A 16625-nucleotide genomic window follows, 5' to 3' on the forward strand; every position below is an offset into this window, starting at 1 on the left:
TGCATCATGTACAAAGACTATCCGGCCGCTTATCAGGTCAGCAAGGGTTTGGCGTTGCAGGTCGACGCGGCATTTTACGAGCGCATTCGTGACCGAAAAGATCAGCGCAGCTTGATCGAGCAGTTCGAGGTACCGATTCGCACGGGCAGGGCGTGGAAGGTGCCCGCCGGGCATGTGTTTCGTGTCACCACGCCCGTGGGCCCGCAGGTGGGGGACTTCAATGTGTGGAACGCCAATGACCCCCGCGAACGTCTTTGGGCTGCACGTACCCGTCAGTTGCAGGGGGCGCATGTGAGCACTCATGACCGGCTATGGTCGAATCTGCCATTTCTAAGGCCACTGGTGACCATCACCGATGACAGCCTGGCCAGTTACGGCATCGATGAGCACGGCGGGCGTCTGCATGACTTGCTGGGGACACGGTGCGATCCCTATGTGAACCGCATGCTCACCGGCGAGGATTTCCATCACCATTGCCACTCCAACCTGACCCGCGCGGTATTACCCCATGGTCTGACGGAATTCGATGTGCATGACGTGCTGAATATTTTCCAGTGCACGGGCCTCAATCACGACGACATGTATTTCATGAAAGCCTGCCCGGCGCAGAAGGGCGATTACCTGGAGTTCTTTGCCGAGATTGATTTGCTCTGCGCGCTGTCGACGTGCCCGGGCGGGGATTTGTCGCTGCCGATGTGGGGCCCGGATGCGCAGGACCCGCTGACGGTGTGCCGTCCGTTGGGGGTTGAGATCTATCGGCTGGAGGACGAGTTGCTGGACGGCTGGAGCCAGCCGGAGCGTGCTGCCTATAAAGGGCAGCACGGGTTGCAGATTGCCAAGGCGGATTGGGAGTAAGCGGTCCTAGCGGTCCTGCGCGTCCTTGGCGTCCGCCTGGGCGTTGCGTTCGGCCACGCGTTTGCGTTGTTCGTCGGTGAGTTCCACCTTGTTGGCGCTGTCACGCAGCATCATCAGCCCTCCGACGATCGACCCGATCGCAACCACCATAATCAACCACGCATACCACGGCATAAGGCTCTCCTTGAGGCAGATTACCGTCGGAGAATTTTCCCACGGCAATAACTACTTTGAGTGACGGGCTTTCTGAGTAGTTCAGTGTAGGCCCGTTCTGCCTTGAAACCTTAGAGCCCGGTCAACATTGCGTCTGCCGGCGCATCGGCACGATCCTGTGCGGTCATCTGGAAGTAGATGAAACCCACGGCCATAAAACCGAGGAAGATCAGCCCGATCAGCGTGTTGAACCACGCCATGGCCACCAGGCAGACCACGGCCAGCGCCAGCGCAATGCCGGGCACGATCGGATAACCCGGCGCGCGGAAGGTACGTTCCAGCAGCGGCTCGGTCTTACGCAGTTTGAACAGGCTGAGCATGCTCATGATGTACATCACGATGGCACCGAACACCGCCATGGTGATCATCGCCGCGGTCAATGTCATGCCACCCAGGTTGATCAGGCCATCGCTGTAGATGGCGGCGATGCCGACCACGCCACCGGCGATGATTGCCCTGTGTGGTGTCTGAAAACGCGATAATTTGGCGAGGAAGGAGGGCAGGTAACCGGCGCGGGCCAGGGCGAAGAACTGGCGCGAGTAGCCCAGGATAATGCCGTGGAAGCTCGCCACCAGGCCGAACAGGCCGATCCAGACCAGCATGTGCAGCCAGCCGGAGTTGTCGCCCACCACGGTTTTCATCGCCTGCGGCAGTGGATCGTTGATGTTCGACAGGGTGCGCCAGTCGCCCACGCCGCCGGCGAAGAACATCACGCCCATGGCCAGGATCACCAGGGTCAGGATGCCGCTGATGTAGGCCTTTGGAATGGTGCGCTTCGGATCTTTCGCTTCCTCGGCCGCCATGGCTGCGCCTTCGATGGCCAGGAAGAACCAGATGGCAAACGGAATCGCCGCAAACATCCCGGCAATCGCCGGGGCGCCGAAGGTATCGGAACCGGCCCAACCGTTCAGGGCAAAGTTGCTGAAGCTGAACGCGGGCGCGACCACACCCATGAACACCAGCAGCTCGGCGACGGCGAGCACGCACACCACCAGCTCGAAGGTCGCGGCGAGTTTTACGCCGAGAATATTCAGCCCCATGAACACGATGTAGGCACCGACGGCCGCATGCTTGGGGTCCAGGGCCGGGAACTGCACATTCAGATACGCGCCGATCGCCAGGGCGATGGCAGGCGGGGCGAAGACAAATTCGATCAGGGTGGCGAGGCCTGCGATCAAGCCGCCTTTCTCCCCAAAGGCGCGACGACTGTAGGCAAACGGCCCGCCTGCGTGAGGAATGGCGGTAGTCAGCTCGGTGAAACTGAAGATAAAGCAGGTGTACATCGCGGCGACCATCAGCGAGGTCACCAGGAAGCCCAAGGTCCCGGCCACGCCCCAGCCGTAGCTCCAGCCGAAGTATTCCCCGGAAATCACCAGCCCGACGGCAATGCCCCATAAATGCAGGGTGCCCAAGGTGGGTTTGAGTTGTGTGTTCATTGTGCTGCGCTCCCTGAACGGTTTGGAATGATTCAAGGTGTTGCAGCGGCCATGCCAGCCTGAGAATGATTGTCGTAAAGCGGCGCAACTGTCGTGTGGGGGATGGTTTGGCGTTTGAAATTTGCCGGCGTCGCACCAGTTAGGTGCGGCGGTGACGGTGCCGGCGCTATCGGGAGCAAGCCCCCTGCCATAGGTTGACTGGCGCTCGGCATGACAACGCGGTCAAGTGTGGGAGGGGACTTGCTCCCGATAGCCCCCGCCCAGACACCAAATACCCCCCTGTAAACCCCGCATAAACCCACTCTTTACGCCATCTTTACGCCCCGCCCACCCCGTCGCTCTCGTTCCTTTACGCCACTCCTGCGGACAATTGCCCCACACGCGGCACTCGCCGCTAAACGGAGAGACTTCCATGAGCGTTCTGGACGGGGTGTCACTGCTATTGGCCGTGGCGCTGTTCATTTATCTGCTGGTTGCGCTGTTACGCGCGGATCGGAACTAGGAGCTGGCCATGCACAGTTATGACTATTGGCTGATCATTGCCTTCTTTGCCGTGGTACTGGTGCCGGCGCCGTTCCTGGGGCGGTTCTACTACAAGGTGATGGAAGGCCAGCGCACGTGGCTGAGTCCGGTGCTGGGGCCTGTCGAAAAAGCCTGTTATCGCCTGTCGGGGGTGGATGAACATCAGGAACAAAGCTGGCAGAAATACATGCTGGCCTTGCTCGCGTTCAACCTCGCGGGTTTTTTGCTGTTGTTCGCGATCCTGCTGTTCCAGGACTATCTCCCACTGAACCCGCAGAAATTGCCGGGCCAGGAATGGACCCTGGCCTTTAATACCGCGGTCAGTTTCATGACTAACACCAACTGGCAGTCCTACAGCGGTGAGGCGTCCCTGAGCTACCTCAGCCAGATGGCTGGCCTGACCGTGCAGAACTTCGTCAGTGCGGCCACCGGCCTGGCCGTCCTGGTCGCGCTGTGCCGTGGGATCGGGCGCAAATCCGCCAGGACCCTGGGTAACTTCTGGGTCGACATGACCCGCGCCACGCTCTACGGCCTGCTGCCGTTGTGCCTGGTGCTGGCGCTGTTCCTGGTATGGCAGGGCGTACCGCAAACCTTCGCGCACTATGTGGATGCCGTGACCCTGCAAGGCGTGGATCAAGTGATCCCCCTGGGTCCGGCAGCCAGCCAGATTGCGATCAAGCAACTGGGCACCAACGGCGGCGGCTTCTTCGGCGTCAACTCGGCGCACCCGTTTGAAGACCCGACCGCCTGGGCCAACCTGTTCGAAGTGGCCTCGATCATTCTGATCCCGGTGGCGTTGGTATTCACCTTCGGTCACTACGTGAAAGACCTGCGCCAGAGCCGCGCGATCCTCGGCTGCATGCTGGCGCTGTTCCTAATCGGCGGCGCCACTTCCCTGTGGTCCGAATACCAGCCCAACCCGACCTTGAACAACCCGGCCGTCGAGCAGACCGCGCCGCTGGAAGGCAAGGAAGCGCGCTTCGGCACCACCGGCACGGTGTTGTGGTCGGTGACCACCACCGCGGCGTCCAACGGTTCGGTGAACGGCATGCAAGACAGCCTCAACCCCCTCAGCGGGATGGTGGCGCTGGTCAACATGATGGTCGGCGAAGTGATCTTCGGCGGCGTCGGCGCCGGTATGTACGGCATGTTGCTCAACGTGTTGATCGCGGTGTTCCTGGCCGGCCTGATGATCGGCCGCACCCCGGAATACCTGGGCAAGAAACTCCAGGCCAAGGAAGTGCAGTTGCTGGTCGTGACCCTGTTGGTGATGCCGGTGGGTGTGCTGGTACTGGGTGCCATCGCCGCGAGCCTGCCCGGCCCTGCCGGCGCGATCAGCAACCCTGGCCCTCACGGTTTCAGCCAGTTGCTGTACGCCTACACCTCGGCCAGCGCCAACAACGGCTCGGCGTTCGGCGGTTTCAGTGCCAACACACCGTTCCATAACCTGATGCTGGGCCTGGGCATGTTGATCGGCCGCTTCGGCTATATCCTCCCGGTACTGGCCCTGGCCGGCAGCCTGGCGATGAAGAAGACCGCACCGATTGGCCAGAACAGCTTCCCGACCCATGGTCCGCTGTTCGTGACCCTGTTGACCGTGACTATTTTGCTGGTGGGCGGCCTGACTTTCCTGCCGACGCTGGCGCTGGGGCCCATCGCTGAACACTTGAGCATGGGCTTCTAAAAAGGGGATATGAACATGAATATGCCTGCAAAAAACGCGGCCCCGGTCAACACCCAGGAACCCGCCAAAACCGCCGTCTCGGCCCTGTGGCGCCCGGCGCTGGTCCAGGCGTTCGTCAAGCTGGACCCGCGCCAGCTGCAACGCTCGCCGGTGATGCTGGTGGTCGAGCTGACCGCCATCCTCACCACCGTGCTGTGCTTTGTGCCCGACACCGCCGTACCGACGTATGTGGCCGTGCAAATCGCGGTGTGGCTGTGGTTCACCGTGCTGTTCGCCAACTTCGCCGAAGCCTTGGCCGAAGGACGCGGCAAGGCCCGTGCCGACAGCCTCAAGGCCGGCAGCGAAGGCCTGAGCGCGCGGCGTAAGGAAGCCGATGGCAGCTTCAAGGTCGTGCCGGCCACCAGTCTGCGTAAAGGTGATGTGGTGCGTGTGGCCGCCGGGGAAATGATCCCCGGCGACGGCGAGGTCATCGAAGGCATCGCAGCGGTCAACGAAGCGGCGATCACCGGCGAATCCGCACCGGTGATCCGCGAGTCCGGCGGCGATCGCTCGGCCGTCACCGGCAACACGCGGCTGGTGTCGGACTGGCTGCTGATCCGCATCACCGCCAATCCCGGCGAGTCCACCCTGGACCGCATGATCGCCCTGGTCGAAGGCGCCAAGCGTCAGAAAACCCCCAACGAAGTCGCGCTGGATATCCTGCTGATCGGCCTGACCCTGATCTTCCTCCTGGTGGTCGTGACCTTGCAGCCGTTCGCCCACTTCGCCAATGGCAGCTTGCCCCTGGTGTTTTTGGTCGCACTGCTGGTGACGCTGATTCCTACCACCATCGGCGGCTTGTTGTCGGCCATCGGTATTGCCGGTATGGACCGTCTGGTGCGCCTTAATGTGATCGCGAAGTCTGGTCGTGCCGTGGAGGCGGCCGGTGACGTGCATGTGTTGCTGCTGGACAAGACCGGCACCATCACTTTTGGTAACCGTCGGTGTGCGGCGGTGGTTGCGGCGCCTGGCGTCAGCGGCAAGGAAGTGGCCGAAGGTGCGTTGTTTGCCTCTTTGGCCGATGACACGGCAGAAGGCAAATCCATCGTCGAATACCTGCGGGCTCTGCACCCGCAGGCCGAGCCATCCCTGGATGAACTGACCGCGGTACCGTTCAGCGCCGAAACCCGCTTGTCCGGTGTCGACTACCAGGGCCGCGTGTTCCGCAAAGGCGCAGTGGATTCGTTGCTGGCGTTTATCGGCCAGCCACGTGGCGACCTGCAACCGGCATTGGCACGGGAAATCGACAAGATCGCCCAGAGCGGCGGCACACCCTTGCTGGTGTGTGCCGACGGCAAATTGCTCGGTGCGATCCACCTCAAGGACGTGGTCAAGCCCGGTATCCGCGAACGTTTCGCCGAGCTGCGCAAGCTGGGGATTCGCACGGTGATGGTCACCGGTGACAACCCGCTGACGGCCGCTGCGATTGCTGCCGAAGCCGGTGTGGATGACGTGCTGGCCGAAGCGACCCCGGAGAAAAAACTCGCGCGCATCCGTCACGAGCAAAACGACGGCCGCCTGGTGGCGATGTGCGGTGACGGTGCCAACGACGCCCCGGCACTGGCCCAGGCGGACGTCGGCATGGCGATGAACGACGGCACCCAGGCCGCCCGCGAGGCCGCCAACATGGTCGACCTCGACAGCGACCCCACCAAGCTGCTGGACGTGGTGCAGATCGGCAAGGAGTTGCTGGTGACCCGTGGCGCGTTGACCACCTTTTCCATCGCCAACGACGTGGCCAAGTACTTCGCGATCCTGCCGGCGTTGTTCGCCTCGATCTACCCGCAGTTGGGCCTGCTCAACGTGATGCATTTGCAGAGCCCCCAGAGCGCGATTCTCTCGGCCATCGTGTTCAACGCGCTGATCATCGTGGTGCTGATTCCCCTGGCGCTGCGCGGTGTGCGTGTGCAGGCCGCGAGTGCGGCGGCGTTGCTGCGGCGCAACCTGCTGATCTATGGCCTGGGCGGGTTGCTGGTGCCGTTCGTGGGCATCAAGGCGATCGACATGCTGCTGACCGCGCTGCACCTGGTGTGACCCGATGCCTGTGGGCGCCACCCCGGTGCCCACAGGTTGCAAAGACCGAATTGAGGAATTTGAAATGTCCAACATAATCCGCCCGGCCCTGAGCCTGCTGGTGCTCATGACCCTGATCACCGGCGTGGCCTACCCACTGGTGGTGACCGGCGTCGCCCAAGTCGCTTTCCCGGACCAGGCCAACGGCAGCCTGGTGCGCGATGCCAGCGGCAAGGTGCGTGGCTCCAGCCTGATCGCCCAGGACTTTACCGGTGACAGCTGGTTCCATCCGCGCCCTTCGGCGGGGGCCTTTGCGACGGTTTCCAGCAGCGCCAGTAACCTCGGCCCCAGCAACCCGGCCTTGGCCAACCGCGTGTTCGATGACGCGAACAAACAGTTGGTGCCCGGCCAGGGCCCGGTGCCTTTGGTGTCGCTGACTACCTCCGGCAGCGGTCTTGATCCACACTTGCCACCCCAGGCGATTGCCTATCAACTGGCACGGGTGGCTGCCGCGCGAAATGTGCCGGTGTCGACCCTGCAACGGTTGCTGGATGAACATATCGAAAGCCCCCTGGTGGGGCCGCCGGTGGTGAATGTGCTGGCGCTGAACATGGCCCTGGAAAAACTCTGAACCCTGTGGGAGGGGGCTTGCCCCCGATAGCAGAGTGTCAGTCAACACAGGTATCGACTGAACCACCGCTATCGGGGGCAAGCCCCCTCCCACATTGGATTTTCTCTGGGTCTGAACAATTGAAGGAAACCCCAGCATGAGCGACTCCGGCCGCGCCGATGCCCTGCTAGCCGATCTACCCCGGGACGGCCGTGGCCGGCTCAAAGTTTTCCTCGGCGCCGCGCCGGGTGTGGGCAAGACCTACGCCATGCTCCAGGCTGCCCATACCCAACTGCGCCAGGGCGTCAAACTGATCGCCGGCGTGGTTGAAACCCACGGCCGCGCCGAGACCGAAGCCTTGCTCAGCGGCCTGCCGCAACAACCGCTGTTGCGCAGCGAATACCGTGGCGTGATGCTCGAAGAAATGGACCTCGACGGCCTGCTCGCCGCCAAGCCCAAGCTGGTGCTGGTGGACGAACTGGCCCACAGCAACGCCCCCGGCAGCCGCCATGAAAAGCGCTGGCAAGACATTCAGGAACTGCTCGCCGCCGGCATCAACGTGTTTACCACGGTCAACGTCCAGCACCTGGAAAGCCTGAATGACCAGGTCCGCGGCATCACCGGTGTGCAGGTCCGCGAAACCCTGCCGGATTGGGTGCTGCAGGAAGCCGACGAACTGCTGCTGATCGACCTGCCGTCCCGCGAACTGCTCGAGCGTCTGCGCGACGGCAAGGTGTATGTGCCAGAGCAGGCCCGCGCCGCCATCGATGCGTTCTTCACCCAGACCAACCTGATGGCCTTGCGCGAGCTGGCGATGCAGACCGCCGCCGCCCATGTCGACGACGATTTGGCCCAGGGCTATCGCCAGCTCGGCCAGGCGGCGCCGGCGGTGCGCGGTCGTCTGTTGGTGGGCGTGGATGGCGATGCGCAGGCCGAACGCCTGGTGCGCCATGCCAGTCGCGTCGCCCAGCGCCGGCATTTGCCGTGGAGCCTGGTGCATATCGACAACGGCCGTGCGCGGGATGAGCAGGCCCGCCTGCGCCTGCAAAACGCCCAGCAACTGGCCGAGCGCCTTGGCGGCGAAGTGGTGCTGCTGCGGGCGGGGGAGGTGGCCAAGACCTTGATCCAGCATGCCGCCGAACGCCGTGCCAGCCTGCTGTTGGTGGGGCAGTCGCGAATGCGTTGGCGGCGTCGCCTGTTCGGTGGCGGTTTGGCGGCGCGCCTGTTGCGTAATGCCCGGGGCTTGGAAATCAACGTCCTCGACAGCGACGATGTGCCCGCAGCCCCACGCCTGCCGGATGTGCGCGGCCTGGTGTGGTTCGATTACGCCTTGGCTGTGGTTGCGACTGTCGTCGCCGCCGCTGTGGCCTGGGCCGTGGCAAGCGCGCTGCCGTTGCCGAATATCTCGCTGGTGTTTCTTGCCGCCGTGTTGCTGGTGGCGGTGCGCAGCAGCCTGGGGCCGTCCCTGGTGTGTGCGGCGTTGTCGTTCCTGACCTATGACTTCCTGTTTATCCCGCCGAATTTCTCCTTCGCCATCCAGCGCGAAGAGGACGTGCTGACGCTGTTGTTCTTCCTGCTGATGGCGGCGCTCACCGGCAATCTTGCCGCACGCCAGCGCCGTCAGTTGCAGGCATTGCGCGACACCCAGGAAGAAACCGGCGAACTGCTCGACCTGTCGCGCAAACTCACCGCCGCCACCGACCGCCAGGCGGTGATCAGTGCCGCCGCCCACCATCTGGAAGGTTGGAGCGACCTGGATCTGTGCCTGGTCAATCGCGACGGCCAGGGTGGATGGAAGGTCGAGACCGGCGGCCCGCTGACCTTCACCGAAGCCGAGCGTGCTGCGGCCGATTGGGCCTGGCAGCATGACCAGCCGGCAGGTATGGGCACCGGCACCCTGCCGTTCGGGCGCTGGTGGTGGTGGCCGTTGTCGGGCGAAGAAGGCCCGCTCGGGTTGCTCGGCGTCAGTGCCAAGCCTGGCCTGGAATTGAGCGGCCAACGCCGTCGCTTGCTCACCGCCTTGAGCCAGCCCCTGGCCCAGGCCCTGGCGCGGGCGCAGTTGGCCCAGGAGCTGGAATCCGCCCGTTTGCATGGCGAAACCGAGCAACTGCGCAGCGCTTTGCTGGCGTCGGTGTCCCACGATTTGCGCACACCGTTGACCTCCATGCGCGGCAGTATCGACAGCCTGCTGGCGCTCGGCGAAGCCATCCCCCTGGAGGATCGTCGCGAGCTGCTCGAAGGCACCCGCGATGAGGCCGAGCGCCTGGACCGCTATATCCAGAACCTGCTGGACATGACGCGACTGGGCCATGGCGCGCTGAAGCTGGCGCGGGACTGGGTGTCGCCCGGCGATATTGTCGGCAGTGCGCTCGGGCGCTTGCGCGCGGTGCTGGCACCGCTGCAGGTGAGCACCGATGTGCCGGCGGAGTTGCCGCTGCTCTATGTCCATGCTGCGTTGATCGAACAGGCACTGGTCAATGTATTGGAAAACGCCGCGCGCTTTTCACCGCCCCACGGTCGATTGCAACTGAGCGCCGGCGTCTCGGATAACCGATTGTTTTTCGCCGTGGCGGATGAGGGGCCCGGTATTCCTGAGGATGAGCGGGCGAAGATCTTCGACATGTTCTACACCGCCGCACGCGGTGATCGAGGCGGGCAGGGCACCGGCCTCGGCCTGGCGATCTGCCAGGGCATGGTCGGCGCCCATGGTGGGCATATCAGCGTGGCCGATGGCATTGAGGGGCGCGGTACCTGTATCACGCTGTTCCTGCCGTTGCCGACACAGCCTGGCCTGGAAGGCGAGGCGTGAGCTACCCTGTTTTCTCTACGGATGTTGATTGGACGCCATGAGCCAGACCGCGACGATTTTAGTCATTGATGACGAACCGCAGATCCGCAAATTCCTGCGCATCAGCCTGGCCTCCCAGGGCTACAAAGTGATCGAGGCCGGTACCGGCAACGAAGGCCTGGCCCAGGCGGCGTTGAGCAAACCCGACTTGCTGGTGCTCGACCTGGGCCTGCCGGACATGGACGGCCAGCAGGTGTTGCGCGAGTTTCGTGAGTGGTCGACGGTACCGGTGCTGGTGCTGTCGGTGCGGGCCAGCGAAGGGCAGAAAGTCGAAGCCCTCGACGGTGGCGCCAATGATTATGTCACCAAGCCCTTCGGCATCCAGGAGTTCCTGGCCCGCGTGCGCGCCTTGTTGCGCCAGGCGCCGGTGGGCGAGACCCAGGAAGCGGCGCTGCAGTTTGGCCCCTTGACGGTGGACCTGGCCTATCGCCGCGTGCTGCTGGACGGCGCCGAGGTGGCACTGACCCGCAAGGAATACGCGGTGCTGGCACAACTGGCGCGGCATCCGGGACGGGTGATCACCCAACAGCAACTGCTCAAGGACATCTGGGGCCCGACCCACACCGACGACAGTCACTACCTGCGGATTGTGGTGGGGCATCTGCGCCAGAAGCTGGCGGACGATCCGACCCAGCCGAGGTTTATCGTGACCGAGGCTGGAGTGGGGTATCGATTATTGAGTGCCTGAGGCGATCTGTCAGCCTCTCTGTGGTTCTGTGGTTCTGTGGTTCTGTGGTTCTGTGGATTCTGTGGATTCTGTGGTGAGCGGGCTTGCCCCGCGCTGGGCTGCGTAGCAGCCCCAAAACCAGGCCCAAAGGAGTACCTGACACTGCGCGCTCCTCATTGAGTGGGGCCGCTGCGCAGCCCAACGCGGGGCAAGCCCGCTCACCACGGCTCTAGCGACACAGCTGTCTCAGCGCTGCTCACTCTCATAGCGATCCAGGGTATCACTGGCAATTTCCCGCCCAAGTGCGATCAACTCCGGCGCCTTGTAGAACTCGAAAAACCGGCACACCCGCTTCGGCACGTTGATCAGTACATCCGGCGGGTAGCCCGCGATCTTGTATTGCGCCAGCGAAGTCTGCATCACCTCGAAACTCTGGTTGATCAGATCCAGCAATGACGCCGGCCCGACGTTATCGATGATGAATGAACCGGTGGCCGACTTCGGCGCCCCCGGCTTTTCCGGAGCGGCGGCAGGTTGCTGGGATTCGGGTTCGGCCGACTCCAGCCACGGATTGATCTCGGCCGCCTGGGCCTGCAAGGCTTCCTGCTCAAGTTTCATCAACTGCTCGGCCTGCTTGCGGCGAAACGGCAGGTGCGACCCCAGTGATTTCGCCAGGCTGTTGAAGCGGCTCTTGAATGCCGGCGGGCGCTGGATCACCGGCAACTGGTAGTGTTTCTGGTTGGTGGCGTTGAGGTTGACCGCGATGATCAAGTCACAATGGCTCGACACCACCGGCACGATCGGCAGCGGGTTGAGCAGGCCGCCGTCCACCAGCATGCGGTTGCCTTGCATCACCGGGGTGAACAGGCTGGGAATCGCCGCCGAGGCGCGCATGGCCTGGTGCAGGCAGCCTTCCTGGAACCAGATTTCCTGTTGGTTGGTCAGGTCGGTGGCAACGGCGGTGTAGGGGATGCGCAGCTCTTCAATATTGATCTCGCCGACGATCTTGCGGATTTGCCCGAAGACCTTTTCGCCACGAATCGCCCCAAGGCGGAAACTCACGTCCACCAGGCGCAGCACGTCGAGGTAGTCGAGGCTTTCAATCCAGTTTCGATACTCGTCCAGTTTGCCGGCGGCGTAGATCCCGCCCACCACGGCCCCCATGGAGCAACCGGCGATACAGGCGATGTCGTAGCCGCGCCGTTCGATTTCCTCGATCACCCCGATATGGGCGTAGCCCCGGGCCCCGCCGGAACCCAACACCAAGGCAACACGTTTCTTCATGGTCGATGTCCTTCATAAACGGGGGCCCACAATGCGCCTATTGTGGGGGCCGCTTCAATCTTGGTTGCGCCTGGCAATATTTTTCAAGAATAGCGCCCAGGCTCGGGTATGCTCTGGCAATAGGTACTACCGATTTCAGGCTAAGGACAAGGCACTTTTTCTTGTAGGCAACGTCTACAGCGTACGACTGTTTTTCTTTATTTTGAGGTGTCATCGATGAAAGCCTGGATGTGTGTGCCTGTGATCATGTTGGCCCTGGCGGGTTGTGCCGGGAAAACCGCATACCGCGACAGCTGTGGCTCGCAATTGGATGCCGCCTGGAAAGAGCTCGACCTGGCCAAGGCCGAAGGTTTTGCCGGCACCGTCAGCTACTCCAAGGCTTTGTCGTTGTTGACTGGCGCCAAGACCCAGCAGCAATTCGAGGCGTTTGAAGGCTGCGCCAACAAGGCCGAAAAAGCGCGGTTCTATATTCGTGAGTCGCGCGCCGGGCGTTAACGTGCAGAGCAGAGTGGGATTTTTCATCTGAGAGTGAGGGCAGGATGTCAGCTTTGGTCGATCAGTTAGTCGCTCAGGTCATTGGCCTGGAAGTAGGGTTACTGAGCTGCCAGGCTCGCCTCGCTGCAGTCACCGATGATGAAGCCCTGCATGATCTGCGCACCACCGTGCGCCGCCTGCGCAGTCTGTTGCGTCCTTTGCGCGGGCTGCCGGGTGTGGAACAGCTTGAATTGGCCGCCGGCACGGTCGGCCAGTTGACGACGCCGCTGCGCGACCGAGAGGTGCTGGCGGCGTATTTGCATCAGCATGGTTATCACGAGGCCGCTGATCGACGCCTGCGCCTGCAACCCGACGCCTATCGCCAGGTGGCGCAAGGCCCGGAAGTTGCCCATCTGCTGCTGATCCTTGATGCATTCCCGCGCTTTATCCGCGCCTCGGAGCACCAGAAATTGCTCAAGGGTTTGCGACCGCGCATTGAGAAGCGCCTGGCCAGGCAATGGCAGAAACTCGATCAAGCGCTGAAAGACCCAGACCATGATCGCCACCGTTTGCGCTTGTTGATCAAGCGTGTGCGCTATGCCGCCGAGGCTTACCCCCAGCTGGATAAGTTGCCCGCCAATGCCCTGCCACGCCTGAAGAAAGCCCAAGCGGCACTGGGTGATTGGCATGACTGCTGGCAATGGTTGGCCCAGGCCGAACATCAAGCCGATCTGCAGCCCTGTGTTGCGATTTGGCATCGCACCATGGCCAAGGCCGAAGGGCAGGCGGATCGCGTGCTGGACAAACTCAGCGCGGATTGTTTCTAAATCGGTCCGGCTTTTGGCCGGAATAAGCGCTGTACCTTGGCTGCGCGCTGGTTAAGATCGCCCATCTGTTTCTTTTGATGTGAGGTCGCCATGCGCTTTAGTGATTTGCTCGACGCCGCCCGAAGCAACCCGCTGGATGTCACCATTCCCGCTGAATGGGCCCAGGGCCGCGCCACGTTCGGTGGCCTGGTTGCTGCGTTGCAATACGAAGCCTTGCGCGCCCAGGTGCCGACGGACCGCCCATTGCGCTCGCTTGCGATCACCTTCGTTGGCCCGGTCGCGCCCGATGTACCCGCCAGCTATCAAGTCGAAGTGTTGCGTGAAGGCAAGGCGGTCAGCCAGTTGCTCGGCCGTGTTGTGCAGAACGGTGAGGTCGCGACCCTGGTACAGGCAAGTTTTGGCGCATCCCGCGAGTCGGAAATCGATGTGGCCAGCGAGCCGCCGCCGACGTTCAAGCACTGGGATGAGTGCCAGGAACTGCCCTATATCAAAGGCGTCACGCCTGAGTTCATGCGCCACCTGGCGATGCGCTGGAGCGTTGGCGGTTTGCCGTTTACCGGGAATAAATCCCGCGAGATGGGCGGGTGGGTTCGCTTGCGCGGGGATGTGAAGGAAGAACCGCTGACCGAAGCGCATATCCTCGCCCTGGTCGATGCCTGGCCCCCGGCGTTGCTGCCGCACCTGAAAAAGCCCGCTCCGGGCAGCACCCTGACCTGGACCATCGAATTCATCCAGCCGTTGCAGGAATTGACGACCCTGGACTGGTGCCAGTACCACGTCAGCATCGAACATGCGCGCGACGGCTACGGTCACGCCGCCGCCGCGCTGTGGAGCCCAACCGGTGCGTTGATCGCCCTCAGCCGCCAGACCGTGGTGGTATTCGCCTGATCGTCAGTGACGGTGGCGCAGCCGCCAGGCACGCCACCAGCCACCGCTCAACACAAAGCGCGGGAACGTCAGGAACTGCTCGACCACCAGGCGCTGTACTGCGTCTTTACGATCACTGAACGGCTCACCGGCCTCGGCTTCCAGGCTATGGCCATGACGCTGCAACGCCAGGCCAGCGAGGATGCCGACTACGCCAATGGCGAAACTGGCCAGGCTCAGGCTGAACACTCCGGACACAATCAACAGAAACCCGATGATAAACAACGGCACGGCAATCAGGTGCAACGCCAGGTTGGTCGGGTGCTGATGGTTTTGCGGGTAGTTACGCCATTGCCAGGCGGGGAGATTGGGATGACGTTTGCCCATGATGGTGAACCCTCTGTCCGTTGAAATAACATGGGGAGAGTTTAGGTGGGGGTGGGCGGGTGGGCGAATTGGGGTTGGCTATAGCGCTCATAGTTTCTGTTATGTAAATCATCTAACCCTTTCTCCCATCTATTCTACAAAACTTATGCTGGCCAGCTATGATCTCCTGGTTCAGGACAATTTATATAAACTGACGGCCCAGCCATAGACAGCCACTTTGATTTAAATTCAATAGAGGCATTTTCTGATTTTGCGTTGAAAATAAAGTGCTCGTTTTCTCGCGTTATTTTCGCAATGAAAATTTCCCGGCGAGGAAGATTGGTTATCTGCAGGTTACTTATTGCGTTACAGGTTAGTCCAATCCTGCATGTGTTGTATCCTTTGTTCTCCCATTTTGGAGGTAAAAAATCTGGAAAGTCTGGTATGTCAAAACCAATGCTGAGAGAAGGTTGGTCGTTTTCTATCGTCAGAGAGTGTATATAAATCTCGCGAATTTCAATTGGACGACTGAACAATTTATTAAAAAATATGGTTCCTTCAAGATCATTCCAATGCTTCATTTTTTATCCTTAAATGGGTAGTGGTCTTTTGTTCCCGGGACTTTGCCGGTTCGCGGTGTATCAATTGGGCGTAGGTTGAAGTGAGAGCCTTGATCGCCTGCTCCGTTTTGAGCACCGAAATTATGCCCTGCTGAATGGTCTTGTATTAGTATTTTGGAACCATCGGCTCTCGTATATTGGTAGACCCTCGTCTTAATCGGTTTTCCAGAATTATCTAAAATTGTTTTTTCATTTATATCTGACATTTTCACAGTGTTGTATTGTTTTTTTGCGCCAGAGCCAGCGTCGATAAATACATCGGGTTGTTGCGATGTCGGTATATTGGCGTCTCTTTTTGCTTCGCGGAATGCTCCTTTACGAGATACATAAGGTGCGTGAGGTTCAACAGGTATTGCGCAGGTTGGATTTTTCTTTACTACGCCGGTGCAACGGGCATTCAGTCCGAGTGGATCTACCCAACCCGTAGGGTTAGGCACGTACTGGTACGCGTTGATCCCACCCGCCAACTTCACCGGATCAGGCGTCAGGTAACACCCAATATCCGGATTGTAGTAGCGATGGCGGTTGTAGTGCAGTCCGCTTTCCTGATCGAAGTACTGACCCCGGAAACGCAGCGGGTTGTAGATTGTGCCTTTGTCGAGTCGGCTGATCTGGCCGTAGGCGCGGTAGTGGGCGGACCAGACGATTTCGCCCTCTGGGTCTGTCAGTTCCTGTGGCGTGCCGAGGTGGTCGAGTTGGTAGTGGTAGGGCTTGGTATCTTTTGGGCCGAATCCTTCCAGCAGGGCGAGTGGCCTAAAACTATCGGGTTCATAGAGATAACTGCGATGGCGATCCGCATGGTGCTCGGCAATCAGCCTGTCGCCTTGCCAGAAAAACTCCGTGGTGATGCCGTCCACGGTTTTGCTGATGCGCCGCCCAAACGGGTCGTAGCGGTAACTGGCGGTTTGGCCGTTGGGTTGGGTGATGCCGATCAGCCGATGCTGGCAGTCGTAGCGGTATTCGGTGACGAGTGCGTGCCCACGGCCACGCCGTTCGCGGATCAGGTTGCCGAAGGCGTCATAGTCGTAGTGGCGGTCGCCCTGGATCATCAGGCGGTTGCCGGCGACGATATCGGGGCCGGGGCGGTCTTGCATGAGCAGGTTGCCGGCCGGGGTGTGGCCGAAGCGTTCCTGCAGGTCTTGGGAGTGGTCGGCGCGGGTGAGGCGGCCTAACGGGTCGTAATGGTAGTGGTGTTCGCCTTTGCGCGTATCGAGCAGGCGGGTGAGGTTGCCGGTTTTGTCGTAGTCGTATTGGCGTTGGTAGAGGTGGTCTTGTTGCTGGGTGATTGCGTGGGCGTGCA

General features: G+C 61.4%; 16 protein-coding genes. 10 read left to right on the top strand and 6 right to left on the bottom strand.

What is annotated here, in order from left to right:
• Positions 1-6: 6 nt before the first annotated feature.
• Positions 7-855 carry an urea carboxylase-associated family protein gene (locus tag J1N02_RS22420; RefSeq protein ID WP_421147764.1) on the top strand — a complete coding sequence of 283 codons (849 nt, stop codon included), beginning with the start codon at positions 7-9 and terminating at the stop codon, positions 853-855.
• Between the two features lie 6 nt (positions 856-861).
• Here J1N02_RS22420 and J1N02_RS22425 read toward each other — a convergent pair whose 3' ends face one another.
• Positions 862-1029: a DUF2897 family protein gene (locus J1N02_RS22425; protein ID WP_003172675.1), complete on the bottom strand. Its 168-nt coding sequence runs from the start codon at positions 1027-1029 to the stop codon at positions 862-864.
• Positions 1030-1139: 110 nt separating this feature from the next.
• Positions 1140-2504 carry an ethanolamine permease gene (gene eat / locus J1N02_RS22430; RefSeq protein WP_027604147.1) on the bottom strand — a complete coding sequence of 455 codons (1365 nt, stop codon included), beginning with the start codon at positions 2502-2504 and terminating at the stop codon, positions 1140-1142.
• A gap of 412 nt (positions 2505-2916) precedes the next feature.
• On the opposite strand from eat, the gene kdpF reads away from it, so the two are divergent.
• The 6 genes from kdpF to J1N02_RS22460 all read left to right on the top strand — a co-directional run bounded on the left by kdpF (position 2917) and on the right by J1N02_RS22460 (position 10908).
• Positions 2917-3006, top strand: coding sequence for a K(+)-transporting ATPase subunit F (gene kdpF / locus J1N02_RS22435; protein ID WP_003218754.1), 90 nt, complete (start codon positions 2917-2919; stop codon positions 3004-3006).
• 9 nt (positions 3007-3015) lie between these two features.
• Positions 3016-4710, top strand: a complete 1695-nt coding sequence (gene kdpA / locus J1N02_RS22440) for a potassium-transporting ATPase subunit KdpA (protein ID WP_065928096.1) — start codon at positions 3016-3018, stop codon at positions 4708-4710.
• 15 nt (positions 4711-4725) lie between these two features.
• Positions 4726-6783 carry a potassium-transporting ATPase subunit KdpB gene (kdpB, locus tag J1N02_RS22445; protein ID WP_405126117.1) on the top strand — a complete coding sequence of 686 codons (2058 nt, stop codon included), beginning with the start codon at positions 4726-4728 and terminating at the stop codon, positions 6781-6783.
• Between the two features lie 64 nt (positions 6784-6847).
• Positions 6848-7393: a potassium-transporting ATPase subunit KdpC gene (kdpC, locus tag J1N02_RS22450; protein WP_405126116.1), complete on the top strand. Its 546-nt coding sequence runs from the start codon at positions 6848-6850 to the stop codon at positions 7391-7393.
• A 136-nt stretch (positions 7394-7529) separates the two neighbouring features.
• The gene (locus J1N02_RS22455; protein WP_027604143.1) at positions 7530-10181 is read left to right on the top strand and encodes a sensor histidine kinase; all 2652 of its coding nucleotides are present in this window, start codon (positions 7530-7532) and stop codon (positions 10179-10181) included.
• 37 nt (positions 10182-10218) lie between these two features.
• Positions 10219-10908: a response regulator gene (locus J1N02_RS22460; RefSeq protein ID WP_027604142.1), complete on the top strand. Its 690-nt coding sequence runs from the start codon at positions 10219-10221 to the stop codon at positions 10906-10908.
• A 225-nt stretch (positions 10909-11133) separates the two neighbouring features.
• Here J1N02_RS22460 and J1N02_RS22465 read toward each other — a convergent pair whose 3' ends face one another.
• Positions 11134-12171 carry a patatin-like phospholipase family protein gene (locus J1N02_RS22465; protein ID WP_065947440.1) on the bottom strand — a complete coding sequence of 346 codons (1038 nt, stop codon included), beginning with the start codon at positions 12169-12171 and terminating at the stop codon, positions 11134-11136.
• A 216-nt stretch (positions 12172-12387) separates the two neighbouring features.
• Here J1N02_RS22465 and J1N02_RS22470 point away from each other — a divergent pair, with 216 nt between their 5' ends.
• From J1N02_RS22470 to J1N02_RS22480, 3 genes are all read left to right on the top strand, one after another.
• Positions 12388-12666: a hypothetical protein gene (locus J1N02_RS22470; RefSeq protein ID WP_017848818.1), complete on the top strand. Its 279-nt coding sequence runs from the start codon at positions 12388-12390 to the stop codon at positions 12664-12666.
• A 44-nt stretch (positions 12667-12710) separates the two neighbouring features.
• Entirely contained in the window at positions 12711-13472 is a 762-nt protein-coding gene (locus J1N02_RS22475; RefSeq protein WP_065928093.1) for a CHAD domain-containing protein, read from the top strand.
• Positions 13473-13562: 90 nt separating this feature from the next.
• On the top strand, positions 13563-14360 hold the full coding sequence (locus J1N02_RS22480; RefSeq protein WP_098480031.1) for an acyl-CoA thioesterase: 798 nt from the start codon (positions 13563-13565) through the stop codon (positions 14358-14360).
• A 3-nt stretch (positions 14361-14363) separates the two neighbouring features.
• On the opposite strand, the gene J1N02_RS22485 is transcribed toward J1N02_RS22480, so the two are convergent.
• The 3 genes from J1N02_RS22485 to J1N02_RS22495 all read right to left on the bottom strand — a co-directional run.
• Positions 14364-14726, bottom strand: coding sequence for an Mpo1-like protein (locus J1N02_RS22485; RefSeq protein WP_027604139.1), 363 nt, complete (start codon positions 14724-14726; stop codon positions 14364-14366).
• Positions 14727-14869: 143 nt separating this feature from the next.
• Entirely contained in the window at positions 14870-15286 is a 417-nt protein-coding gene (locus J1N02_RS22490; RefSeq protein WP_081744390.1) for an Imm50 family immunity protein, read from the bottom strand.
• Positions 15283-16625: RHS repeat-associated core domain-containing protein (locus tag J1N02_RS22495; protein WP_421147765.1), on the bottom strand; the 1343-nt coding region annotated here is incomplete at its 5' end. The genes J1N02_RS22490 and J1N02_RS22495, both read right to left, overlap by 4 nt.

This window comes from Pseudomonas sp. NFX5 (assembly GCF_049132125.1).
In the GTDB taxonomy this organism is placed as follows: Bacteria; Pseudomonadota; Gammaproteobacteria; order Pseudomonadales; family Pseudomonadaceae; genus Aquipseudomonas; species Aquipseudomonas marginalis.